This window comes from Isoptericola sp. NPDC056578, assembly GCF_042793275.1.
GTDB lineage: Bacteria > Actinomycetota > Actinomycetes > Actinomycetales > Cellulomonadaceae > Isoptericola.
The window spans coordinates 25,049-46,506 of record NZ_JBHTVC010000031.1; the positions used below are offsets into that span (position 1 = coordinate 25,049).

General features: G+C 74.8%; 23 protein-coding genes. 11 read left to right on the forward strand and 12 right to left on the reverse strand.

Features of this window, described 5'->3' with window-relative positions; all coding sequences use genetic code 11:
• Positions 1–69 precede the first annotated feature (69 nt).
• Positions 70–1,053: a helix-turn-helix transcriptional regulator gene (locus tag ACFQ80_RS13375; RefSeq protein WP_430563989.1), complete on the forward strand. Its 984-nt coding sequence runs from the start codon at positions 70–72 to the stop codon at positions 1,051–1,053.
• 48 nt (positions 1,054–1,101) lie between these two features.
• Here the strand turns inward: ACFQ80_RS13375 and ACFQ80_RS13380 are convergent, their stop codons facing one another.
• Entirely contained in the window at positions 1,102–2,322 is a 1,221-nt protein-coding gene (locus ACFQ80_RS13380) for an oxygenase MpaB family protein (RefSeq protein WP_430563990.1), read from the reverse strand.
• Positions 2,323–2,560: 238 nt separating this feature from the next.
• Here ACFQ80_RS13380 and ACFQ80_RS13385 point away from each other — a divergent pair, with 238 nt between their 5' ends.
• On the forward strand, positions 2,561–2,791 hold the full coding sequence (locus ACFQ80_RS13385) for a hypothetical protein (protein WP_430563991.1): 231 nt from the start codon (positions 2,561–2,563) through the stop codon (positions 2,789–2,791).
• Between the two features lie 89 nt (positions 2,792–2,880).
• Here ACFQ80_RS13385 and ACFQ80_RS13390 read toward each other — a convergent pair whose 3' ends face one another.
• On the reverse strand, positions 2,881–3,219 hold the full coding sequence (locus ACFQ80_RS13390) for a hypothetical protein (protein ID WP_430552426.1): 339 nt from the start codon (positions 3,217–3,219) through the stop codon (positions 2,881–2,883).
• Between the two features lie 249 nt (positions 3,220–3,468).
• On the opposite strand from ACFQ80_RS13390, the gene ACFQ80_RS13395 reads away from it, so the two are divergent.
• On the forward strand, positions 3,469–4,119 hold the full coding sequence (locus ACFQ80_RS13395) for a hypothetical protein (protein ID WP_430563992.1): 651 nt from the start codon (positions 3,469–3,471) through the stop codon (positions 4,117–4,119).
• Positions 4,116–5,294: a PrsW family intramembrane metalloprotease gene (locus ACFQ80_RS13400; RefSeq protein WP_430563993.1), complete on the forward strand. Its 1,179-nt coding sequence runs from the start codon at positions 4,116–4,118 to the stop codon at positions 5,292–5,294. The genes ACFQ80_RS13395 and ACFQ80_RS13400 overlap by 4 nt, the downstream gene beginning before the upstream one ends.
• Before the next feature lie 10 nt (positions 5,295–5,304).
• Here ACFQ80_RS13400 and ACFQ80_RS13405 read toward each other — a convergent pair whose 3' ends face one another.
• From ACFQ80_RS13405 to ACFQ80_RS13420, 4 genes are all read right to left on the reverse strand, one after another.
• Positions 5,305–6,573 carry an enolase C-terminal domain-like protein gene (locus ACFQ80_RS13405; protein WP_430564010.1) on the reverse strand — a complete coding sequence of 423 codons (1,269 nt, stop codon included), beginning with the start codon at positions 6,571–6,573 and terminating at the stop codon, positions 5,305–5,307.
• A gap of 53 nt (positions 6,574–6,626) precedes the next feature.
• Positions 6,627–8,252, reverse strand: a complete 1,626-nt coding sequence (locus ACFQ80_RS13410) for an aldehyde dehydrogenase (NADP(+)) (protein ID WP_430563994.1) — start codon at positions 8,250–8,252, stop codon at positions 6,627–6,629.
• 73 nt (positions 8,253–8,325) lie between these two features.
• On the reverse strand, positions 8,326–9,270 hold the full coding sequence (locus tag ACFQ80_RS13415; RefSeq protein ID WP_430563995.1) for a 5-dehydro-4-deoxyglucarate dehydratase: 945 nt from the start codon (positions 9,268–9,270) through the stop codon (positions 8,326–8,328).
• A gap of 131 nt (positions 9,271–9,401) precedes the next feature.
• Entirely contained in the window at positions 9,402–10,295 is an 894-nt protein-coding gene (locus tag ACFQ80_RS13420; RefSeq protein WP_430552431.1) for a LysR family transcriptional regulator, read from the reverse strand.
• 149 nt (positions 10,296–10,444) lie between these two features.
• Here ACFQ80_RS13420 and ACFQ80_RS13425 point away from each other — a divergent pair, with 149 nt between their 5' ends.
• From ACFQ80_RS13425 to ACFQ80_RS13440, 4 genes are read left to right on the forward strand one after another with little or no spacing between them, the layout of a single operon-like run.
• Complete coding sequence (locus tag ACFQ80_RS13425) at positions 10,445–11,452, forward strand: tripartite tricarboxylate transporter substrate binding protein (protein WP_430552432.1); 1,008 nt, start codon at positions 10,445–10,447, stop codon at positions 11,450–11,452.
• Positions 11,453–11,480: 28 nt separating this feature from the next.
• A complete protein-coding gene (locus tag ACFQ80_RS13430; protein ID WP_430563996.1) occupies positions 11,481–12,005 on the forward strand; it encodes a tripartite tricarboxylate transporter TctB family protein in 525 nt (174 codons plus the stop codon).
• 50 nt (positions 12,006–12,055) lie between these two features.
• The gene (locus ACFQ80_RS13435; RefSeq protein ID WP_430552452.1) at positions 12,056–13,558 is read left to right on the forward strand and encodes a tripartite tricarboxylate transporter permease; all 1,503 of its coding nucleotides are present in this window, start codon (positions 12,056–12,058) and stop codon (positions 13,556–13,558) included.
• Positions 13,555–13,950, forward strand: a complete 396-nt coding sequence (locus ACFQ80_RS13440; RefSeq protein WP_430552434.1) for a universal stress protein — start codon at positions 13,555–13,557, stop codon at positions 13,948–13,950. The genes ACFQ80_RS13435 and ACFQ80_RS13440 overlap by 4 nt, the downstream gene beginning before the upstream one ends.
• Before the next feature lie 6 nt (positions 13,951–13,956).
• Here the strand turns inward: ACFQ80_RS13440 and ACFQ80_RS13445 are convergent, their stop codons facing one another.
• Positions 13,957–14,532, reverse strand: coding sequence for a helix-turn-helix domain-containing protein (locus ACFQ80_RS13445; protein ID WP_430552435.1), 576 nt, complete (start codon positions 14,530–14,532; stop codon positions 13,957–13,959).
• Between the two features lie 47 nt (positions 14,533–14,579).
• Here ACFQ80_RS13445 and ACFQ80_RS13450 point away from each other — a divergent pair, with 47 nt between their 5' ends.
• The gene (locus ACFQ80_RS13450; protein WP_430563997.1) at positions 14,580–15,113 is read left to right on the forward strand and encodes a GNAT family N-acetyltransferase; all 534 of its coding nucleotides are present in this window, start codon (positions 14,580–14,582) and stop codon (positions 15,111–15,113) included.
• Between the two features lie 8 nt (positions 15,114–15,121).
• Here the strand turns inward: ACFQ80_RS13450 and ACFQ80_RS13455 are convergent, their stop codons facing one another.
• The 3 genes from ACFQ80_RS13455 to ACFQ80_RS13465 form a co-directional block, all read right to left on the reverse strand.
• Positions 15,122–15,832: a FadR/GntR family transcriptional regulator gene (locus ACFQ80_RS13455; protein ID WP_430563998.1), complete on the reverse strand. Its 711-nt coding sequence runs from the start codon at positions 15,830–15,832 to the stop codon at positions 15,122–15,124.
• Between the two features lie 51 nt (positions 15,833–15,883).
• The gene (locus ACFQ80_RS13460) at positions 15,884–17,017 is read right to left on the reverse strand and encodes a mandelate racemase/muconate lactonizing enzyme family protein (RefSeq protein ID WP_430563999.1); all 1,134 of its coding nucleotides are present in this window, start codon (positions 17,015–17,017) and stop codon (positions 15,884–15,886) included.
• A 90-nt stretch (positions 17,018–17,107) separates the two neighbouring features.
• Positions 17,108–17,647: a helix-turn-helix domain-containing protein gene (locus ACFQ80_RS13465; protein ID WP_430564000.1), complete on the reverse strand. Its 540-nt coding sequence runs from the start codon at positions 17,645–17,647 to the stop codon at positions 17,108–17,110.
• 58 nt (positions 17,648–17,705) lie between these two features.
• Between ACFQ80_RS13465 and ACFQ80_RS13470 the strand changes: the two genes are divergently transcribed.
• Positions 17,706–18,941, forward strand: a complete 1,236-nt coding sequence (locus ACFQ80_RS13470) for a benzoate/H(+) symporter BenE family transporter (RefSeq protein WP_430564001.1) — start codon at positions 17,706–17,708, stop codon at positions 18,939–18,941.
• A complete protein-coding gene (locus tag ACFQ80_RS13475; RefSeq protein WP_430552441.1) occupies positions 18,923–19,234 on the forward strand; it encodes a DUF3467 domain-containing protein in 312 nt (103 codons plus the stop codon). The genes ACFQ80_RS13470 and ACFQ80_RS13475 overlap by 19 nt, the downstream gene beginning before the upstream one ends.
• Positions 19,235–19,243: 9 nt before the next feature.
• Here ACFQ80_RS13475 and ACFQ80_RS13480 read toward each other — a convergent pair whose 3' ends face one another.
• Together ACFQ80_RS13480 and ACFQ80_RS13485 are read right to left on the reverse strand one after the other, a co-directional pair.
• Positions 19,244–20,653 (reverse strand): FtsX-like permease family protein, encoded by a 1,410-nt coding sequence (locus tag ACFQ80_RS13480; protein WP_430564002.1) that lies wholly within the window; start codon positions 20,651–20,653, stop codon positions 19,244–19,246.
• Positions 20,650–21,375 (reverse strand): ABC transporter ATP-binding protein, encoded by a 726-nt coding sequence (locus ACFQ80_RS13485; protein WP_430564003.1) that lies wholly within the window; start codon positions 21,373–21,375, stop codon positions 20,650–20,652. The genes ACFQ80_RS13480 and ACFQ80_RS13485 overlap by 4 nt, the downstream gene beginning before the upstream one ends.
• Between the last annotated feature and the right edge of the window lie 83 nt (positions 21,376–21,458).

Sequence of the window (21,458 nt, forward strand, 5' to 3'; positions counted from 1 at the left end):
CAGCTGATAGCCCCACGCTAGGCACGAAAGAGGACTGTTCCTGTCCGCGATCGGCGAGAGGATGTCGCCATGACGGGACCCACCTCGCGCGTGCTCGCCCTGCTGTCGCTGCTCCAGACCGCCCGCGTGTGGTCGGGCAGCGAGCTGGCGCAGCGGCTCGACGTCACCCCGCGCACCGTGCGCCGCGACGTCGACCGCCTGCGCGAGCTGGGCTACCCCGTCGAGGCCACGCTCGGCGCCCACGGCGGGTACCGCCTGGTGGCCGGCACCTCCATGCCGCCCCTGCTCCTGGAGGACGACGAGGCCGTGGCCGTCGCGCTCGGCCTGCGCACCGTCGCCGTGCACGGCCTCCCGGGCCTCGAGGACGCGGGGGTCCGCGCGCTCACCAAGCTGAGCCGGTCCTTGCCGTCCCGGCTCCGGCACCGCGTCCGGACGCTCGGCGCGAGCGCGATGACCTGGGAGCGGCCGGCCGGGGGAGCCGTGGATCCCGACGTCCTCACCGTGCTGGCCGGTGCGGCGGCGAACCGCGAGCGGGTCCGGCTCACCTACGAGGCCCGGGGCGGCGGTCGCGGGCCACGGCACGTCGAGCCGCAGCAGCTCGTCGTCGTCCGACGGCGCTGGTACCTCGTGGCGTTCGACCTCGACCGCGACGACTGGCGGACCTTCCGTGCCGACCGGGTCAGCGACCCGCGGGCCACCGGGGCGCCGTCGCGTCACGAGCTGCGCGCCGCCGACGTCCCCGCGCACCTGGAGCGGGCCGAAGCGGCGATGGCGCCCACGGTGCGGGCGGACGTCACGCTGCGCCTGCCCCTCGCCGTCGCCCGGGAGCGCCTGGCCGACCACCTCGGCGACGGCACGCTCGCCGCCGACGGCGACGGCACGCGGTGGCGCAGCGCCCCGGACACGGTCGCGTGGCTCGCGCTGCGTCTGCTGGCGGCAGACTGCGGCTTCGTCGTGCACGGGCTGCCCGAGCTGCGCGCGCACCTCGACGACGTCCACGAGCGGACGCGTCCTCCGGGTACGAACGGCACGGACGGCGCGACGGCGCCGTGACCGCGGACCTGCCGCCGGAGTCGGGGGAAGGGTCGGGGTCGTGACCCGCTAGTCGTAGTCCGGGTTGTTGATGGTCGGGATGTCGATGTCGATCGGCTTCGTGGGCTCGAGGTAGAGCAGCGCGACCTTGCGCAGGAGCTCGTCGAACAGCCAGTAGACGGCCGGCGAGCCGGGGACGAGGAGCCCCAGCTCGCGGGCGCGCACGAACGGGATCCAGGCCGCCGAGATCGTCGCGTCGAGCACGGGCCGGCGGGGCAGCTCGAGCATGTCGGTCACCCTGTCGCCGAGCATGTACCGGGTGACGGCCTCGAAGGCGGGCTTGGTGACCAGCGTGAAGTCGAGGTTCTCGCCCAGCTTGACGAGCTTGTCGGCGATGAGCACCCCCTCGTCGGTCCTGGCGAGCAGCGGGACGAGCACCTGCTCGCGCTGCGCCAGCGCCTCGTCCCAGCTCGACGGGATGTACTCGTCGAGCACGCCGAGCATGTGGCCCGTCACCTGCCACAGGTGCAGGTAGGCGTCGGCCTCCGCCGAGGAGATCGGCACCCTCCACTCCACGAGCTTCTGCCAGACGGAGGAGGCGAGGCTGTGCCAGGTGACCATGACGTCGAACTGGCTGATCGGCACCCGCTCGTCGGCGACGGCGGACCAGTGCGGCGACTGCGGCAGCAGGTGGCGCACCGCCGCGTGGACCAGGCGGGTCTTCACGCAGGTGACGATCATCTTCCCGTCGGGCCGGTAGGCGTGGTGGGCGCCGATGTCGTAGCCGAGCTTCGCGGTCTTGGCGATGCGGTCGGTGAGGTCGGCGCCGCCCTTCGAGTACCAGACGGCCCGGGCCTCGCGCGGGATCGCGGCGCTCATCATGCCGCTGTTCATCCCGTACAGCACACCGAGGTAGAGGCCCCGCTTCGTCGTGAAGGTGAACGCCTTGTCGAGCCGCGAGTGGTCGACCCACGAGGGCAGCTCGCGCGCCCGCGTGACGAGCGCCTCGACGTCGGCGGGAAGCCCGGCCGGGATCGCCTGGCCGTTGGTGGTCCAGGAGGCGAGCGCCGCGTTCACCGCGGGCACCCCGCCCGTGTCGAGCAGGTTCGCGAGCACCGGGTCGGCCAGGTCGTCCCACACCTCGCGCGGGTCGCGGCCGGTGCCCGTGCCGGCGACCGACCCGGACGACGACCACGTCCATGCGTGCGCGGGGGCCGCACCGGCGAGCGCACCGAGCGCCCCGATCGTCCCGCCTGCCCTGAGAAGACTCCGTCTGCTGATCTCGCCCACGTCGAACCCCTTCGTCCGCGGATCGTCGACGCCGCCTGTCTCGCCCCCCTGTCCCGCGGCGCCGTCCGAGCCCTCGTGATGTGGTCTCCGATCCACCCCAGCGTGAATCGCGATTAACTTAAGCTCAGACCGCGGCCGCGGGCAACCGGAGGACGCGATGCGGGGCCGCCACCCGGTGGGCAGGTGTGGTCAGGCCGACCGGGATGCGTGCATCGTGGCTCGGAGCCACGGTGGGGGCATGGCCACGGTGAAGTACGTGGCGTCGACCAGGTGCCTGGTGTGCGGTCAGGGGATCGCGGCGGCGGTGGTCCATGCGGAGTCGGGCGCGGAGTCGGGCGCGGAGTCGGCCTCCAGTAGATCCGTCAGCCACACGATCATCGCCAACACCGGGTGGCACCTCCCGTGCCGGGGGCACGAGGACGCGCTGGAGGAGCTCTCCGCGCAGTGCCCCGAGTGCGACGACGGCTGAGGAGGGCGTCCGCGGCCTGATCGACGCGACGGGCGGCACGACGCAGGGGGGTCGTGGCGCGTGGCGCGGCCGTGCCCGGGGCCCGGCGGTCAGGACGTGCCGCGCGACGACGTCGGGCGGTAGGCGGTGCCGAGGCCACCGGAGATGGTGGCGAACAGGCCCGCGACGGCGCCGCCGACGGCGGTCACGGTCTGCGCGGACCCGGGCGCCACGGCGGCGGTGATGGTGGACGCGGCAGTGGCGAGCGCGCCGACGACGAGCGCGACGACGTACGCGTAGGTGCGTAGCCGCGGTGACACGGTGGCGTGCCCGGTGGCGCCCGTGACCACCGGCGGCTCGGCCACGGCAGGGGCGGGAGCCGGGACGGGTGCGGCGGAGGTCGGGGCAGCCGCCGTCGGGGCGGTGACGGATGCGTCGATGGCGGACATCGGGCGTCTCCTCGGTGGTGCGTCGGGTCGGGAGAACCGGCCCCTGCATGGAACGACGGCCGCACGGACCGTCTGATACCGCTGCTCCCGGCGCCGCGTGCCGCGCCCCCGCCTCGACGGACGAACCGGGGCGAAGTGCGTCCTCGCCGCGCGCATCCTCCCGGGTCGTGCGATCTTCCGTACAGCCGCGCGATCTCCGCGCTGCCGGGCGACGCCGACGCGTGCGCCCGTCGCGTCCGGGGGAGGGCCATGGGAGCGGGAGTCGCGCCGGAGCAGCAGAGCGTGCCGCCGGACTGGGTGCCGGTGGAGCGCCGCTGGCTGGGGATGGACCGCGTGACGCTGCTGCCCGCGGCGATCGTGGTCGTGCTGGTCGCGGTGGCGATGTGGGGGCTGCCGGCCCTCGACCGGAGCGTCCCGGTGGACGACCCCGCGAAGGCGGGCGACGTCATCCGGGTCGACGGCGTCGAGTTCGACCCCGCCGCCGGGTGGAGCATCGACTCGGGCGTGCTCGCGTCCGAGCCCCCGGAGTCCGGCGGCTTCCCGAACACGGCCCAGGTGTCGAAGGACGGCTTCACGTTCTCCGTCGTCTCCGACACGTTCGACGGGACGCCCGCCGAGCTGATGGCGCAGCTGCAGAAGAACAACGAGCGGCTGAGCGACGGCGCCACCATCGACATGGGCCAGGTGGAGACGTTCCGGACCGCCCAGGGCGAGCGAGGGGTCGCCGGCCGGTTCACGTTCACCGGCGGGACGGGGCTCGTCGCGGCGTACGTCTTCGACGGCACCGGCGTGGAGGTGGTCCTCACCGGTCCCCACGAGACCGACGACGCGGAGCTCGAGTCCGACGTCGTGGGCATGATCCGCTCGATCCGTCCCGTCACCTCGGTGGAGGCGTCATGACCCGCACGGAGCTGCTCGACCGGCGGGCCCAGGTCGTCGACGAGGTCGGCTGGGGCCGGCGCGTCTCGTGGGTCCAGCCGCGCAACGCGTGCCTGTGGGTGTTCGTGGCCGTGATCGCGTACGGCCTCTGGTTCGCCGTCTCCCAGGTGCGCAGCCAGGGTCCCGCCTACGGCGAGCCGCTGAGCATCTCGGCGGCGATCTTCGCCGCGTACGCGGTGCTGTTCTGGTGGTTCACCACCCACATCGACCGGTACTCCCGCCAGCCGCTGGACCTGCGGGTCGCCGCCTTCCTCTGGGGCGGGTTCGCCGCCACCTGGGCGATCGCGCTGCACGGGAACGCGGCCCTCCTGAGCCTCTACGCCAAGCTGGGCGGCCCGGCGTTCGCCGTGGACTGGGGGGCGGGCCTCGCGGCGCCGCTCATGGAGGAGTGGGGCAAGGGCGCCGGGGTCCTGCTGCTCCTGTTCATCGCGCCGCGCGTGCTGCGCACCGCGTTCGACGGCTTCGTCGTCGGCGCGTTCGTGGGCCTCGGCTTCGAGATCCTCGAGGACATCCTGTACGCGCTGAACTCCGCGCCGGAGGGGTTCGGGGTCGACCCGGTCGGCTCCAGCCTGAACACCGTGGTGCTGCGCCTCGCCACCGGGTTCACGTCGCACATCCTGTACTCCGCGATCTTCGGCGCCGGGGTGGTCTACCTCGTGGGCACGGTCGCGCAGCGTCGGCGCGTCGGGCGCGGGCTGCTGTTCTGCCTCGTCGCGATGGCGCTGCACTGGGCGTGGGACAGCACGGCGGCGCTGGCGGGCGGGGGCCCGCTCATCCCGGTGATCCTGGCGGTGCAGGTCGTCGTCGCGATCGCGGTCGTGCTGGTCGTCTTCCACGTGACGGTCGGCCCGGAGCGGGCGGCCATGCGGGACCTGATGGCGCCCGAGGTCGAGGACGGCACCCTCACCCCGGAGGAGGCCGACGCGCTCGCGGGCGCCTGGAAGCAGCGGCGCGCGTACCGTCGCGGCGGCGGCCTCCGCGACCGTCGCCGCCGGGGGCACCGCCTGGAGGCGGCCAAGGACCTCGCGGACGCGCTGGGCGCGGCCCAGGGGCGCGAGACCGAGCGCGTGGCCTTCGCCCGGGCGGAGCTCGGCCGGTTCCGGGCGGACGACGGGGCGCCGCACCCGGAACCGTGACGCCGGGACCTCACCGCACGAGGCAGGGTCGCTTCGGGTCGAACTCCCAGCCCGGCACGAGGTACCGCATCGCGACGGCGTCGTCCCGCGAGCCCAGCCCGTGCTCGAGGTACAGCGCGTGCGCCTCGGCGAGGCGGTCGGGGTCGAGCTCGACGCCGAGGCCCGGCGCGGTCGGCACCCGGATCTCGCCGCCCGAGATCTCGAGCGGGCGGCGGGTGAGCCCCTGGCCGTCCTGCCAGATCCAGTGCGTGTCGAGCGCGGTGATCTCGCCGGGGGCGGCGGCGCCCACGTGCGTGAACATGGCGAGCGAGACGTCGAAGTGGTTGTTGGAGTGCGAGCCCCAGGTGAGGCCGAGCTCGTGGCACAGCTGCGCGACGCGCACGGAGCCCGCCATCGTCCAGAAGTGCGGGTCGGCGAGCGGGATGTCGACGGCGTCCGACCGGATCGCGTGCCCGAGCTCGCGCCAGTCGGTGGCGATCATGTTGGTCGCCGTCGGCAGCCCGGTGGCGCGGCGGAACTCGGCCATCACCTCGCGGCCGGAGAACCGCCCTTCGGCGCCGCACGGGTCCTCGGCGTAGGCGACGACGCCCCGCATCCGTCGTCCGAGCCGGACGGCGTCGTCCAGGAGCCAGCCGCCGTTCGGGTCGAGCGTGATCCGGGCGTCGGGGAAGCGTTCCTTGAGCGCGACGACGGCGTCGACCTCGGCGTCGCCGGCCTGCACGCCGCCCTTGAGCTTGAAGTCGCGGAAGCCGTACCGCTCCCGCGCGGCCTCGGCGAGGCGGACGACGGCGTCGGGGGCCATGGCGGCCTCGCGGCGCAGCCGGGACCAGGCGTCCGGGCCGTCGGGCTCGCGCAGGTAGGGCAGGTCGGTGGCGTCCGGGTCGCCGACGTAGAACAGGTAGCCGAGCATCGGGACGGCGTCGCGCTGCTGCCCCTCGCCGAGCAGCTCAGCCACCGGGACGCCGAGGGCCTGCCCGTGCAGGTCGAGCAGCGCGGACTCGAGCCCGGTCACGGCGTGCACGGTGGTGCGCAGGTCGAACGTCTGGTTGCCGCGCCCGCCCGCGTCCCGGCCGGCGAACCGGGCCGCGACGCCCCGCAGCACGGACCGGAACCGCGCGACGGGCTGCCCGACGACGAGGGCCGCGGCCTCCTCGACCGTCGCGCGGATCTTCTCCCCGCCCGGCACCTCGCCGAGCCCGGTGCGGCCCTCGGAGTCCTCGACGAGCACGACGTTGCGGGTGAAGAACGGCGCGTGCGCGCCGGAGAGGTTGAGCAGCATGGAGTCGTGCCCCGCGACGGGCACGACCCGCACGCGGGCGACGGTCGGGGCGCTCACCGGGCACCCTCCGCGCCGGCCGCGGGCCGGAGCACGCCGTCCACGCGCCGGGTGAGGTGCCACGGGTTGTCCGGCCGCACCGGCTCGGGCAGCAGGAACTCGGGCAGGTCCTGGTAGGCGACGGGCCGCAGGAACCGCTCGATCGCCAGCGTCCCGACGGACGTCGTGCGCCCGTCCGACGTCGCGGGGAAGGGGCCGCCGTGCACCATCGCGTGGCCCACCTCGACGCCGGTCGGCCAGCCGTTGGCCAGGATGCGGCCGGCCTTGCGCTCCAGCGCGGGCAGCAGGCGGGCGGCCGTGGCGCGGTCGGACTCCCTGAGGTGCAGCGTGGCGGTGAGCTGCCCCTCGAGGCGGCCCACGGCGGCGAGGAGCTCGTCGTCGTCGGCGTAGCGCACCACGAGCGAGGCGGCGCCGAAGATCTCCTCCTCCAGCACCGGGTTGGCGAGGAAGGTGGCGACGTCGGCGACGAAGACCGACGGCGCGGGCGCGTTGCGCGCGGCGCCGGGCGTCCCGGTGCCGGCGAGGGCGACGCCGTCCTGCGCGGCGAGGGCGTCCACGCCGTCGTGCCACGCCCGGGCGATGCCGGCGGTGAGCATGGTCTGCCCGGTGGTGGCCTCGGCGGTGCGGCGGACGGCGTCGACGAACGCGTCGCCGTGCGCCGAGCGCGGCACGAGCACGATCCCCGGGGCGGTGCACAGCTGGCCGGACGACCCGGTCACCGACGCCAGGTACGCCGCGGCGAGCGCGTCGGCGTCGCCCCCGTCGTCCGGGTCCAGGGCGCCCGGCAGCACGATCACCGGGTTGACCGAGCTCATCTCCGCGAACACCGGGATCGGCACGCGGCGGGCGGCGGCCGCGGCCACCAGCGCGAGCCCGCCGGAGCGGGAGCCGGTGAACCCGACCGCCTGGATCACGGGGTCGCCCACCAGCGCCTGCCCGACGCGCGCGCCGGGGCCGTAGACGACGGAGAAGACGCCGGGGTGCAGGCCCTCGGCAGCGACGGCGTCGGCCACGGCGCGGCCCACCAGCTCGCCGGTGCCCGGGTGCGCGCCGTGCGCCTTGACGACCACGGGGCAGCCGGCGGCCAGCGCCGAGGCGGTGTCGCCGCCGGCCACCGAGAACGCGAGCGGGAAGTTGCTGGCGCCGAACACGGCGACGGGGCCGACGGGGACCTTCCGCTGGCGGAGGTCCGCGCGGGGGAGCGGGGTGCGGTCGGGCAGGGCGGGGTCGACACGGACGCCGCGGTGGTCGCCCTGGCGCACGACGGCGGCGAACAGGCGTAGCTGCCCCGTGGTACGGGCGAGCTCGCCCGTCAGCCGGGCCTCGGGCAGGCCGGTCTCCCGCATCGCCCGCGCGACGATCGCGGTCCCGGCGGCCTCGAGGTTCGCGGCGACGCGCTCGAGGAAGCGGGCGTGCGGCTCGGGGGCCAGCGCGGAGAAGGACGCGAAGGCCTCCTCCGCGGCGGCCGTGGCGTGCGCGAGCTGGTCGACGGAGAGGAGCGAGTAGGCGGGCTCGAGCGCCTCGTCGGTGGCGGGGTCGTGGGCGACGGCCGTGCCGGCGGCGCCGACCAGCGGCTCTCCGGCGACGATCGAGTGCCCGGCGAGGACGGCGGTGACGGTCATGGGGTTCCCTCCTGGGTGCGCAGGTCGGTGCGCGGGTGGGTGCGCGGGTGGGTGCGGGTGGCCGGTCCTCGGGTCAGCGGGTGAGGGCGACGTCGGCCGGGCGGACGCCGGCGGCGTCGACGAGGGCGCGCAGGTCGTCGACGTCGCGCTCGGTGAGGTCCTGCAGCGGGGGCCGGACGCCGCCGAGGTCGCGCCCGACGGCCCGCAGACCGCCCTTGACGATCGAGACGCCGTACCCCTTGGCCCGGTCGCGGATGTCGAGGTAGGGCAGCACGAACCGGGTGAGCTTCTCGGTGACGGCGGCGCGGTCGAGGTTCCGCACGTCGCGGTAGAACTCGAGCGCGAACTCGGGCACGAAGTTGTACATCGCCGACGAGTAGGTGCTCATGCCGAGCTGCAGCAGCGGCAGCGCGAACGTCTCCGCGGTGGGCAGGCCGCCGAGGTAGAAAAGACGGTCGCCGTTGGTGGCGACCACGCGCGTGAGCTGCTCGATGTCGCCGAGGGCGTCCTTGAAGCCGATGAAGTTCGGGTGCCGCTCGGCCAGCCGGGCGACCGTCTGCGCGGAGTACACGGCGTTGGCGCGGTTGTAGACGATGACGCCGACGCTCGTCGCGGCGCACACCGCGGAGGCGTGCTCGAGCAGGCCGTCCTGGTCGCAGTCGGTGAGGTACGGGGGCAGCAGCAGGACGCCCTCGGCGCCCGCCACCTCGGCCGCCCGCGCGTTCTCGACAGCCTGGGCCGTGTTGCCGGCGGCGCTGCCGAGCACGGGGGTGGCACCGTCGGCGGCCTCGACGGCGAGCGCCACCACGCGCGCGGTCTCGCCCGGCGTGAGGCTGAAGCCCTCGCCCGTGCCCCCGGCGGCGAAGAGCCCGCCGATCCCGAAGCTCGTCTGCCACGCGATGTGCTCGGCGTACCGGGCGCCGTCGACCTCGCCGTCCGCGGTGAACGGGGTGACGGGGAACGAGAGCAGGCCCTCCTTGAGGGTGGCGGCGAGCTCCGAGGGTGAGTACGTGGCCACGATGGCCCCTCCTGGTGACAGACGTCGGCGGTGACAGTTCGTCGGACAACCTAAGAAGCGCTCATGATGCCTGTCCAAGCCCGGAATGGCATCGGTTCATGCTGTGCGGGTATCGCCCTCCTGGGTGCGGATCAGTCGTGCACCGCGCGGAGGTGGCGCACGAGCTCGTGCAGCGCGGGGTTCTTGGAGCCCCGGTCCCAGAGGGCGTGCAGCTCGACGACGGCGTGCGGCACGTCGGCCAGGTCGCAGAAGCGGACGCCGGTCAGGCCGAGCAGCCGGGCGGACTCGGGCACGAAGGCGACGCCGCGCCCGGCGCCGACCAGCGAGCACATGGTGAGGATCTGGCTCACGACGTGCACCACGTTCGCGTGCTCCACGTCCACGTACCGCACGACCATGTCGTAGAAGTACCGCGCCTTCGTCGGGTGGTGGCCGATGAGCGGGACGTCGCGCAGGTCCGCCGTCCCGACCGGCCTGCGCAGCGTCGCGAGGGGATGTCCCTCGGGCACCACCAGGACGAGGTCCTCCGACAGGAGCAGGTGCGAGTCGAGCCGCGGGTCGTCGAAGGGCGGGCGGCCCAGGGCGAGGTCGAGCTCCCCGCGCCGGATGGCCTCGAGCTGCTCGACCGTCACCAGCTCCTGCAGGTCGAGGTCGACGTCGGGCATGACCTCGGCGATCTCCTGCACCAGCGTGCCGAGCAGGCTGAAGCCCGTCGCCGCGGTGAACCCGAGCCGCAGCACGCCCGCGCGGCCGGCCGCGATCCGGCGGGCGAGGGCGGGCGCGGCGTCGGCAGACGTCAGCAGCCGGCGCGCCTCGACGAGGAAGACCGCGCCGGCGGTGGTGAGCTCCACGTGCCGGTTGTCCCGCTCCAGCAGCGCCACGCCGACGGCGTGCTCGAGCTTCTGCACCTGCCGGCTCAGCGGGGGCTGCGTCATGCTCAGGCGCTCGGCGGCGCGGCCGAAGTGCAGCTCCTCCGCCACGGCCACGAAGCAGCGGACCTGGTCGAGGGTGTACGCGGTGCTCATCCCGGGTCTCCTTGATGCCTTCATTGGATCAAGCCATGCAGATTGAGGCTTAGACAGGCATCGTATGGCTCCCTAGAGTCGTCGCCCGACCGGACTTGACGCGGCGACGACGCTCGCGCCGCTCGATCGAGATCTCAACGAGGAGAGCTGTGATGAGACTTGCCCACCGCCGTGCCGTCGCCGGTGCCACCGCCGCGGTCGCCGCGCTCACCCTCGCCGCCTGCGGCGGCAACGTCGCCGGGGGATCGGGCGGCGCCGGGGGGTCGTCGGACTTCCCCTCCCGCCCCGTGACCCTCACCGTCGGGCAGGACGCCGGCGGCTCCACCGACCTCATCGCCCGGGCGCTCGCGGACGGCATGGCCACCGACCTCGGCGTCTCGGTGCCCGTCGTGAACCGGGCCGGCGCGAACGGCGCCGTCGCCACGCAGGAGGTGGCGGGCAAGCCGGCCGACGGCTCGAACCTCGTGCTGCTCAACGCGTCGCTCATCACCATCACGCCGCTCGCGGTCTCGGAGGACGAGGCCGTCTCGCTCGACGACGTCGACGTCCTCAAGGGGCTCTCGCAGGACGACTACGTGCTGGTCGCGAGCAAGAAGTCGGGCTTCGAGAGCCTGGACGACCTCCAGGCGGCGTCCGGCAAGGTCACCTACGGCACGACGGGCGTCGGCACGGGCTCGCAGCTCGCCCAGGCGGTGCTCTTCGCCCAGGCCGAGATCGAGGGGACGAGCGTGCCGTTCGACTCCGGCTCGCCCGCCCTCACCGCCGTCGTCGGCGACCAGGTGCAGGTCGCGACCATCCAGCTCGGCGAGGCCAAGCCGCAGCTCGACGCCGGGAACGTGGTGCCGCTGCTCGCGTTCTCCGCCGAGCGCAACCAGTTCCTGCCCGACGTGCCCACCGCCGTCGAGGAGGGCTACGACGTGCCCGTGTCGCAGTACCGGGCGCTGGCCGCGCCCAAGGGGCTGCCGGAGGACGTCAAGGCGCGGCTCGTGGAGTCCGTGGACGCCGCCGTGGCCGAGGACGCGTACACGTCGTTCAACGAGAACAACCTGCTCACGCCGCACGAGATCAGCGGCGAGGAGGTCGTCGAGGAGTGGACGGCGCTCGCCGAGAAGTACCAGGACCTGACCGCGGAGTACGACATCTCGCTCGCCGAGTGAGCGGCGAGCCCGCCGGAGGAGACCGATGATGACCGCGCCGCACCCCCCGAACCCTGAGCCCGCCGTCGCCGCCGAGCCCGCCGCCGAGCCCGAGGTGCACGACGACGGCCCGCCCCCGGCCGGCCCGGTCGCCAACCTCGGCGCGGGCCTCGTCACCCTCGCGGTCGGCGTCGGCGGGGTGGTGGTCGCGCTCGCCCTCGGGGTGGGCACGCCCGCCCAGCCCGGCTCGGGCATGTGGCCGCTGGTCGTGAGCGTGGCGCTCGTCGTGCTCGCGCTGGCGCAGCTCGTCGTGGGCCGGGCCGGCGGCGACGGCGAGCGGTTCACGCGCCACTCGTGGATGCCGCTGGTCGGGCTCGCGACGCTGCTCGGCCTCGTCGCGCTGCTGCCCGTGATCGGCTTCGAGATCCCGTCCCTGCTGCTCAGCCTCGTGTGGATGCGGTTCCTCGGCGGCGAGTCGTGGCGCACGTCGGTCGTGTGCTCGCTGGGCGCCGTCGTCGCGCTGTACCTCGTGTTCGTGGCCGCGCTCGGCACCAACGTGCCGCACCTGTTCTGACCCGCCCGACCGTCTGAAGGAGACGTCACGTGGACAACCTGCAGAACGTCATGGCCGGGTTCGAGGTCGTGCTGGAGCCCACGAACCTGCTGTACTGCCTCGTCGGGGTGCTCATCGGGATGCTCATCGGCGTGCTGCCCGGCCTCGGCCCGGCCGCGACGATCGCGATCCTGCTGCCGCTCACCTACGGGATCGAGCCCGTCACCGCGATCATCATGCTCGCCGGCATCTTCTACGGCGCCCAGTACGGCGGCACCATCACCTCCGTGCTGCTGCGGCTGCCCGGCGAGGCGAGCTCGGTGGTCACCGTGCTCGACGGGCACGCGCTGGCGCGGCAGGGGAAGGCCGGCACCGCGCTGGGCATCGCCGCCATCGGGTCGTTCGTCGGCGGCACCGTCGCCATCGTCGGGCTCACCTTCCTGGCGCCGGTCGTCGCGAGCTTCGCCCTCGACTTCGGGCCGCCCGAGTACGCGGCCCTCGCGCTGCTCGGCATCCTGCTCGTCTCGACGATCGCGTCCGGCGCGCGGGTCAAGGCCCTCGTCGCGGCGGCGATCGGGCTGCTGCTCGCGACCGTGGGCCGCGACGCGTTCACCGGCACCGAGCGGTTCACCTTCGGCAGCCTCGACCTCGCCGACGGGATCGACTTCGTGCCCGTCGCGATGGGCCTCTTCGGGCTCGGGGAGATCCTCTACAACCTCGAGGAGCGGCACCGGGCCGTGCACGCCCCGGGCAAGGTGACGAACGTCTGGCCGTCGCGCGCCGACCTGCGCGAGTCCTCCGGCGCCGTGACCCGCGGGTCCGTGCTGGGCTTCTTCCTCGGCATCCTGCCGGGCGGCGGCGCGACCATCGCGTCGATGGCCGCCTACGCGGCCGAGAAGAAGCGGGCCAAGGACCCGTCGCGCTTCGGCAAGGGCGCCATCGAGGGCGTCGCCGGGCCGGAGACGGCGAACAACGCCGCCGCCACCAGCTCGTTCATCCCGCTGCTCACCCTCGGCATCCCCGCCAACGCCACGATGGCGCTGATGTTCGGCGCCCTGCTCATCCAGGGCATCACGCCCGGCCCGCAGCTCGTCGATCAGCACCCCGAGCTGTTCTGGGGCGTCGTGAACTCGATGTACGTCGGCAACATCCTGCTGCTGATCATGTCGATCCCGCTGGTGGGCGTCTTCGTGCGCATCCTGCGGGTGCGGGCCGCGATCCTCGCCCCGATCACCGCCCTCATCACGATGATCGGCGCGTACACGATCAACAACTCCGCCTTCGACGTGCTGCTCGTCGTCGTCTTCGGCGCCGTCGGTTACCTCATGAAGAAGTTCGGCTTCGAGCCCGGCCCGCTGGTGCTGGCCTTCGTGCTCGGCTCCCTGCTGGAGGAGAGCGTGCGGCGCTCGCTGCTGATGTTCGGCGGCGACCCCTCCGGGTTCGTCTCCCGGCCCATCTCCGCCGTGCTGCTCGCCCTGTTCGTCGTCGTCGCGGTCTGGCCCCTCGTGCAGTCCGCCCGTCGCCGTCGGCCCGCGCAGGCGCCGACCCCCGACCGAGAGGAAGCGTCCGTATGAGCATCGTCGTGGGATACGTCCCCACCCCGGTGGGGGAGGCCGCCGCCACGGCGGCCATCACCGAGGCCCGGCTGCGGGGCGAGGACCTGCTCGTCGTGAACTCCGCGCGCGAGGGGTCGCTCGTCGAGACGACGGTCGCGACGGACGACGACCTCGACCGGGTGCTCGCCGCGGCGTCCGATGCCGGCGTCGCCGCCCGGGTGGTGCGCGGCACGCACCGGGACGACTTCAGCGACGAGATCCTCGAGCTCGCCGAGCGGCACGACGCGACCCTCATCGTCATCGGGCTGCGGCGTCGCAGCCCGGTGGGGAAGTTCATCATGGGCTCCGTCGCGCAGCGGATCCTGCTGCAGGCCGAGCACCCCGTGCTGGCGGTCAAGCCGGCGTCGTAGCCGTGCTCACCGCGGGCGCGGGGCCGCGAGCTTGTCGAGGACGACGAGGTAGCGGCACGACGACCGCGTCGCGTTGACGAAGGTGCAGTCGGCCGGGGCGCCGAGCTGGAGGCAGTCGCCGGGGCCGAGGTCGTGCACCTGCTCGCCCTCGACGAACCGCAGCGCGCCGTCGAGCACCCAGATCTGCTGGTCGACGAACCGGTACGACTCGGCGGGGTAGGTCACCTCGGCGCCCGGCGGGAGCTCGACCTCCACGAGCTCCAGCGCGGCGCTCGCCGGCGGGGACACCGCGCGCCGGACGTACCCCGTCCCCGCGTCGGTCCACGTCGGCTGCTCCGCCCGGCGGGCCAGCCGCCTCGTGTCACCCTCGGCGCGGGCCACGAGCTCGGACAGCGTCATGCCGAGCGCCGCCGCGAGCCGGCCGAGCAGCGCGGCGGTGGGCTGGGCGTCCTCGCGCTCGATGCGGGAGATCATCGCGCGCGAGACGCCCGACGCCTCGGCGAGCGCGGCGACGCTCAGCCCGCGGTCGGCCCGGGCGGCCTGCAGGGTGTGGGCGAGGGCGGCGCCGAGGTCGTCGGTCACGCGCCACCCGCGAATACGATAGTCAACACGATGGCTACTATATGCGCATGATCCTGCGCGACGCCGTCCACGCCGACCTCGATGCCCTCCTGGAGATCCACAACGCGGCCATCCGCACGTCGACCGCGATCTGGACGGACGACGAGGTGCCGCGCGCGGAGCGGGAGCGGTGGTTCGGCGCCCAGGCGGCCGCGGGGAACCCGATCCTCGTGGCCGACGACGACGGCGCGGTCGCCGGGTACGCCACCTACGCGCAGTGGCGCGCGAAGTTCGGCTACCGCCACACGGTGGAGGACTCGGTCTACGTGGCCGAGGGGTACCAGGGCCGTGGGCTGGGCCGGGCGCTGCTGGTCGAGCTCGTCGCCCGCGCCCGTGCCGCCGGGCACCACGTCATGCTCGCCGACATCGAGGCGGGCAACGCCGCGTCGGTCCGGCTGCACGAGTCGCTCGGGTTCGCGCACGTCGGGCGCTTGCCCGAGGTCGGCACGAAGTTCGGCCGGTGGCTGGACCTGGCGATCCTCGCCCTGCCGCTGGGCGGTGCGGGGCGCGCGCCCGAGAGCGCCGGCGCGCAGGCGGGCTGAGCCGCCGGTCAGCGGCCGCCCGACTCCGCCAGCAGCCGGCGCCGGGAGCCGGCCAGGTGCACGCGCATCGCTGCCGCGGCGGCGAGCGGGTCCCGGGCGGCCAGGGCGTCGAGGATCGCCTGGTGCTCCTGCGTGACGGTCGCGAACCGCCGCGGCGTGCCGTCCTCCGTGCCCGGGGGAGGCGTGGCGGGCGAGCCCAGGCGGCCGCGCGGCATCGCGATCATCTGGGGGCCGAGCCGGTCCAGCGCCTCCAGGAGGTACCGGTTCTGCGCCGCCTCCGCGACGAGCCGGTGGAACGCGAAGTCGTGCTGCATCGCCGTCGCCGGGTGCCCCTGGGCGCCGTCGAGGTCCCGCAGGCGGGCGGCGAGCGCGTCGAGGTGGGCGTCCGACCGGCGCTCCGCGGCGAGGGCGGCCGCCTGCGTCTCGACGCCCAGGCGGAAGTCGACCAGGTCGAGCCGGTCCTCGAGCGAGCGCGCGAGGGGCACGTCGTCGCCCTCCCCGGCCGGCGGCGCCAGCGCGTAGCTGCCGCTGCCGCGCCGGGTGTGGACGAGTCCCTCGAGGTTCAGGCGGGCGATCGCCTCGCGCACGACGGTGCGGCTGACCTGGTGCTCGGCGGCGAGCGCGGTCTCGCTGGGCAGCTTCTCGCCGGGGGCGATGCCGCCGTCGACGATCCGCGCCCGCAGCGCGGCGACGAGCGCGCCGCTCAGGGTCGGGGGCATGGGCTCATGCTTCCATCCGCCGCACCCCGGCCGTCGCGCCCCGGCCGGCGCTCATCGTGACCCGACCAGCACGCTGTCCGTGGTCCAGGCCCGCGCCTGCTCCGTGAGGGTGACGCCGAGCCCGGGACGGTCCGGCACGAGCATCCGGCCGTCCTTCGTCTCCAGGCGCTCCTCGAACAGCGGGTCGAGCCAGTCGAAGTGCTCCACCCACGGCTCGCGCGGGTACGTGGCCGCCAGGTGCAGGTGGATCTCCATCGCGAAGTGCGGCGCGAGGTCCAGCCCGGCCTGGTCCGCGAGGGTGAGCAGCCGCAGGAACTGCGTGATGCCGCCGACGCGCGGGGCGTCGGGCTGGATGATGTCGCAGGCCCGGGCGGCGATGAGGCGCTCGTGCTCGGCCACCGACGCGAGCATCTCGCCGGTCGCGACCGGCGTGTCCAGGGCGGCGGCGAGGGCCGCGTGGCCTTCGGCGTCGTAGGCGTCCAGGGGCTCCTCGATCCACACCAGGTCGTAGGGCTCGAGCCGGCGGCCCATGCGCAGCGCGGTGGTGCGGTCCCACTGCTGGTTGGCGTCGACCATGAGCGGGACGTCGGCGCCGAGGTGCGCGCGCACCGCCTCGACGCGGGCCAGGTCGGTGCGGGTGTCCGGCAGGCCGACCTTGATCTTGATGCCGCCGATGCCCTCGGCCAGCGACCGCGACGCCCGGTCCTTGACCTCGTCGATGCTCGCGTGCAGGAAGCCGCCGGAGGTGTTGTAGGTGCGCACGGAGTCCCGGTGCGCGCCGAGCAGCTTGGCCAGCGGCAGGCCGGCGCGCTTGGCCTTGAGGTCGTACAGGGCGATGTCGACCGCGGCGAGCGCTTGCGTCGCGACGCCGGAGCGGCCCACGGAGGCGCCGGCCCACAGCAGCTTCGTGTACAGCTTCGCGATGTCGTTGGGGTCCTCGCCGATCGCCGCGTCGGCGACCTCCTTGGCGTGCGCGTACTGGGCCGGCCCGCCCGCGCGCTTGGAGTACGAGAAGCCGAGGCCTGCGTGGCCCTGCTCGGTGGTGATCTCGGCGACGAGGAACACGACCTCGGTCATGGGCTTCTGCCGCCCGGTGAACACCTTGGCGTCGGAGATGGCGGTGGCCAGCGGCAGCGTGAGCGTCGAGAGCTGCACGGACCGGATGGCGTCGGGCTGGTAGGGCATGGCGCTCCCTCGCGTCTGCGGGCCGCCGTCGCGGCCGGGCCGGGCTCGTCCCCGGCGTCAGGTGAGCATACAAGTCGTGAACCTGTATGACTACCTTGCGTCGATCGGGCGCCACCACATGGTGAGCACGGCTTCCGCGGGCGCGTCGTCGAGGGCGCGGTACCCGTGCCGGGAGTCCGCGCGCCACCGCAGCGACTCGCCGGTCGCGAGCTCGGCCGGCGCGTCGAGCGGTCCGACCTCGGCCCGGCCCCGCGTGACCAGCAGGTGCTCGGTGACATGGGCGCCGTGCGCCTCCGAGCGGTGCATGGTGCCCGGGTCGAGCCGCAGGGCGTAGACCTCCACGGTGGCGTCGTCCGCCTGCGTCGCCGCGAGCAGCCGGGTGCGGATGCCGGGGGAGGACACCTCGGCGCCCGCCTGCTCCGCGAGCAGCCACGACATCGGGACGTCGAGGGCGCCGGCGAGGGCGTAGAGCGTGGCGAGGTTCGGGTTGCGCGACCCGGCCTCGATCTCCGACAGCGAGCCCTTGCCGATCCCGGCGGCGCGGGCGAGGGCGCCGAGGGAGAGCCCTCGGACGGCACGGGCGGCGGTGAGGCGCTCGCCGATGAGCGCGGAGAGCTCGGCAGATCGCACGAGGCCACCCTAGCGTTCTGTTTGCGGAACGCCGCCGACGGGGCCTACCGTTCCGTTCGTGGAACGCTCGCTCGCGCAGCCCGTCGGCGTCGGGATCGTCGCCGCCCTGGTCGGCTTCACCAGCTCGTTCGCGGTCGTGGTCGCGGGCCTGGGGGCGGTGGGGGCCACCTCGGACCAGGCGGCGTCCGGCCTCCTCGCCCTGTGCGTCGTCCAGGGGCTCGGGATGATCTGGCTCAGCCGCCGTCACCGCGCCCCCCTGACGCTGGCGTGGTCCACCCCCGGCGCCGCCGTCCTGGTGGGCGCGGGCGGGGTCGCCGGCGGCTGGCCCGCCGCCGTCGGGGCGTTCGTGGTGTGCGGCGCCCTGATCGGGCTCACCGCGGCCTGGCCCGCGCTCGGCCGGCTCGTCGCGGCCATCCCCGTGCCCGTGGCCCAGGCCATGCTCGCGGGGGTGCTGCTCTCCCTGTGCCTGCAGCCGCTGGTCGCCGTCACGGCCGCGCCGCTGCTCGTCGCGCCCGTGATCGTGCTGTGGCTCCTCCTCGCCCGCCTGGCGCCGCGGTGGGCCACCCCGGCGGCGTTCGTGCTCTCCGTCGCCGTCGTCCTGGGGACGGTCGCCGCGGGGGACGGGACGCTCGCGCTGCGGCCGCCGGGCCTCGCCCTGACGGCGCCCGCGCTCACGCTGCCCGCGATCGTGGGGATCGCCCTCCCGCTGTACGTCGTGACGATGGCGTCGCAGAACGTCCCGGGGGTCAGCGTCCTCGCCTCCTTCGGCTACACCGTGCCGTGGCGGGAGACGCTCCTGGTCACGGGCGCCGGCACGGTGGTGGGCGCGTTCGCCGGCGGCCACGCGGTCAATCTCGCCGCCATCACCGCGGCGCTCCCGGCGTCGGCCGAGGCGCACCCCGACCCCCGGCGCCGCTGGGTGGCGACGCAGAGCGCCGGCTGGGCCTACCTGGTGCTCGCCGTCCTGTCGCCGCTGGTCACGGCGCTCGTCGCGGCGGCCCCGGCGGGGGTGTTCGAGACGGTCGCCGGCCTCGCGCTGCTCGCCACCTTCGGCTCCGCCCTGTCCGCCGCCCTCCGCGACGAGCAGCACCGGGTCGCCGCGACGGCCACGTTCCTCACGGCGGCGAGCCCCCTCGTCCTGCTCGGCGTCGGGTCTGCCTTCTGGGCCCTCGTCGTGGGGCTGGCGGTGTGGGCGCTCCTGACCGCGCGGCCGGCACGCCGTGCCCACCGCCGGGCTGCTGGCGGTGGGGGCGCAGGAGCGCGACAGTGGTGGCCATGGCGAGCAACGAGGTGAAGTTCAAGATCGACGTCCCCACCGAGCTGGAGGGAGGCGTCCCGGCGGACTTCGCGTCGCTGTGGCACACGTCGACGTCGTTCGTCATCGACTTCGTCGCGGCCACGAAGCCGCCGCAGCCGGTGACCGACCCCGACACGGGAGCGGTCACCGGCCGCGTGGTGCCGGGGCGGGTGGTCTCGCGCGTGCGCATCCCCCCGCAGCAGGTGTTCGAGCTGGCGCGGGCCCTCACCCAGCAGCTCGACGCGTGGGAGCGCGAGACGGGGAAGAAGACCGACGGCTCCGCCGGCTGACCGGCGGCGTCAGAGCGCGCGCTCGGGCCGGGCGAGGATCCCCGGCACGAGGCGGGCGCTGAGCGCCGCCGCGCCGCGGACGGCGAGGAACCCGAGCGCGAACACGGCCAGCGCGGTGACGATCGCGACCGGCTGGACGAAGATCGCCATCCCGACGAGGGGGAAGAGCAGCACGGCGGCGCACAGCGCCGACCCGCCGGCCACCATCCACAGCGCCGACATCACGGCGCGGCGGGAGGCCTCGCTCATCACGTCCCGCGGCACGCCGAGGCGGTCGAGCGAGACGTGCACCGCCGCGCGGTCGAGGGTCGAGGCGGCCTGGTTGATGCCCACCGAGCAGGCGACCATGAGGAACGAGACCGCCACGGTGACGAGGACGCCGGTCGAGACGTCCTGCATGAGCCACCGCTCGTCGGCGTCCATGCCCTCGGTCGAGGTCATGTCCGCCATCGCGAGGCCCACGGCGCCGAAGACGCCGACGAAGCTGGTCATCGCGACGCCGCTCACCTGCCGCCAGGCAGCCTTCGGGTCCTCGAGCACCATGCGCGCGGCCAGCAGCCGCGGCACCGTCTGCGCCTTGCGCGCCTGGCGTCGCGCCCGCACACGCACGAACCACGGGCCCAGGGCGTCGAGGGCGAGCAGCATGCCGCCGAAGATCGCCGCGAGCGTGCCGACGATCGCGACGATGCCGCCCAGCTCCCCGAGCACCCCCAGCACCTGCATGAGGCCGAGCCCGACGACGAGCACGCCGACGGCGATCACGACCCGGACCCAGTGCGCGGTGCCCGGGCGCTGGCGTGTGCGCACGCCCAGCGGCGTCACGACGACGGCACGCAGCCCGACGACGGCGCTCGCGGCGGCGAGCAGCGCGACGCCGAGCACCGCGAGCGGCAGCCACCACCACGGCACCCACATCTGGGCGCCCAGCGCCTCGCCGCGGAAGTGCAGCAGGCCCACGAGCGGCGCGAGGACCGCGTAGAGCACGACGCCGAGGGCGGCCCCGACCAGCGCCGTCACGGCCGCCTCGAGCACCGTGAGCGCCGTGATCGTGCCGGTGGTCGCGCCGAGCAGGCGCAGGGACGCGAGCCGCTCGTCGCGCCGTCGGGCGGCGAGGCGCGCGGCGGACGCGCCCACCGTGGCGAGGGGCACGAGCAGCAGCACCACGGCGATGACGGCGAGCGTCTCGTAGGTGGAGGCCAGGTCGTCGTCCCAGCCGAAGAAGGCCTGCGCGCCGCCCAGCACCACGAGCAGCAGGGCGGTGACCACCGCGAAGCTCGCCACGGGCAGGGCGGTGGCCAGGCGGTCGTCGTCGCGCCGCCGCCGGAACAGCGGGGCGAGGTGGACGGCGGTGGCGAGCGCGCCCGCGGGGCGCGCGCCCGGGACGGCGGACGGCGCGGGCGCCGGGGCGGTGGCGGTCATCGCGACACCTCGGCGGCGTCGGCGGCCGCCGCGGGGGCGGCGGTGTCCGAGACCACGCGGCCGTCGCGCAGGACGACGGTGCGGGCGCAGCGGCGCGCGACGTCGGCGTCGTGCGTGACGACGACGAGCGTGCGGCCCTGCGTGGTGGCGGAGAGCAGCAGGTCCAGCACCTCGACGGACGTGGCGGAGTCCAGGGCGCCGGTGGGCTCGTCGGCGAAGATCAGCCGGGCACCCGTGACCTGGGCACGAGCGATCGCGACGCGCTGCGCCTGCCCGCCGGACAGCTCGCCGAGCCGCCGCTGCTCGAGCCCGGCGACGCCCAGGTACTGCAGCCACTGCGCGGCCTCCGCCTCGGCCTGCCCGCGCGGCACCCCGCCGAGCATCCGGGCCACGGCGACGTTCTCGAGCGCGGTCAGCTCGTCGAGCAGCAGGCCCTGCTGGAACACGAAGCCGAGCTCCTCGCGCCGCAGCCGCGACCGGGCCGCGTCGTCGAGCGCCTCGACGCGCACCGGCCCCTGCCCCGACGCGAAGGTGACCGACCCGGCCGTGGGACGCAGGATGCCCGCGAGGCAGTGCAGCAGCGTCGTCTTGCCGGAGCCGGACGCGCCCATGATCGCCACCGACTCGCCGGCGGCGATGTCGAGGTCCACGGCGTCCAGGGCGGGCGTGACCCCGCCGGGGTACTGCATCGTCAGTCCACGCGCGCTCAGCAGAGGTGTCATGACACCCAAGGTGCCCGCGTCGGCGGGCCCGCCGCGTCGGACCACGAGCGGATTCCGCGCCGGCGGGGGTCCCCCTGCGGTAT

Excerpts from the sequence above, each read along its gene's own strand:
- ACFQ80_RS13455 (WP_430563998.1), bottom strand. The coding sequence starts at position 15,832 with ATGCCCCCGACCCTGAGCGGCGCGCTCGTCGCCGCGCTGCGGGCGCGG.
- ACFQ80_RS13385 (WP_430563991.1), top strand. The coding sequence starts at position 2,561 with ATGGCCACGGTGAAGTACGTGGCGTCGACCAGGTGCCTGGTGTGCGGT.
- ACFQ80_RS13475 (WP_430552441.1), top strand. The coding sequence starts at position 18,923 with ATGGCGAGCAACGAGGTGAAGTTCAAGATCGACGTCCCCACCGAGCTG.
- ACFQ80_RS13485 (WP_430564003.1), bottom strand. The coding sequence starts at position 21,375 with ATGACACCTCTGCTGAGCGCGCGTGGACTGACGATGCAGTACCCCGGC.
- ACFQ80_RS13390 (WP_430552426.1), bottom strand. The coding sequence starts at position 3,219 with ATGTCCGCCATCGACGCATCCGTCACCGCCCCGACGGCGGCTGCCCCG.
- ACFQ80_RS13480 (WP_430564002.1), bottom strand. The coding sequence starts at position 20,653 with ATGACCGCCACCGCCCCGGCGCCCGCGCCGTCCGCCGTCCCGGGCGCG.
- ACFQ80_RS13410 (WP_430563994.1), bottom strand. The coding sequence starts at position 8,252 with ATGACCGTCACCGCCGTCCTCGCCGGGCACTCGATCGTCGCCGGAGAG.
- ACFQ80_RS13420 (WP_430552431.1), bottom strand. The coding sequence starts at position 10,295 with ATGAGCACCGCGTACACCCTCGACCAGGTCCGCTGCTTCGTGGCCGTG.
- ACFQ80_RS13435 (WP_430552452.1), top strand. The coding sequence starts at position 12,056 with ATGGCCGGGTTCGAGGTCGTGCTGGAGCCCACGAACCTGCTGTACTGC.
- ACFQ80_RS13440 (WP_430552434.1), top strand. The coding sequence starts at position 13,555 with ATGAGCATCGTCGTGGGATACGTCCCCACCCCGGTGGGGGAGGCCGCC.
- ACFQ80_RS13395 (WP_430563992.1), top strand. The coding sequence starts at position 3,469 with ATGGGAGCGGGAGTCGCGCCGGAGCAGCAGAGCGTGCCGCCGGACTGG.
- ACFQ80_RS13400 (WP_430563993.1), top strand. The coding sequence starts at position 4,116 with ATGACCCGCACGGAGCTGCTCGACCGGCGGGCCCAGGTCGTCGACGAG.
- ACFQ80_RS13460 (WP_430563999.1), bottom strand. The coding sequence starts at position 17,017 with ATGCCCTACCAGCCCGACGCCATCCGGTCCGTGCAGCTCTCGACGCTC.
- ACFQ80_RS13405 (WP_430564010.1), bottom strand. The coding sequence starts at position 6,573 with ATGCTGCTCAACCTCTCCGGCGCGCACGCGCCGTTCTTCACCCGCAAC.
- ACFQ80_RS13375 (WP_430563989.1), top strand. The coding sequence starts at position 70 with ATGACGGGACCCACCTCGCGCGTGCTCGCCCTGCTGTCGCTGCTCCAG.
- ACFQ80_RS13430 (WP_430563996.1), top strand. The coding sequence starts at position 11,481 with ATGACCGCGCCGCACCCCCCGAACCCTGAGCCCGCCGTCGCCGCCGAG.
- ACFQ80_RS13450 (WP_430563997.1), top strand. The coding sequence starts at position 14,580 with ATGATCCTGCGCGACGCCGTCCACGCCGACCTCGATGCCCTCCTGGAG.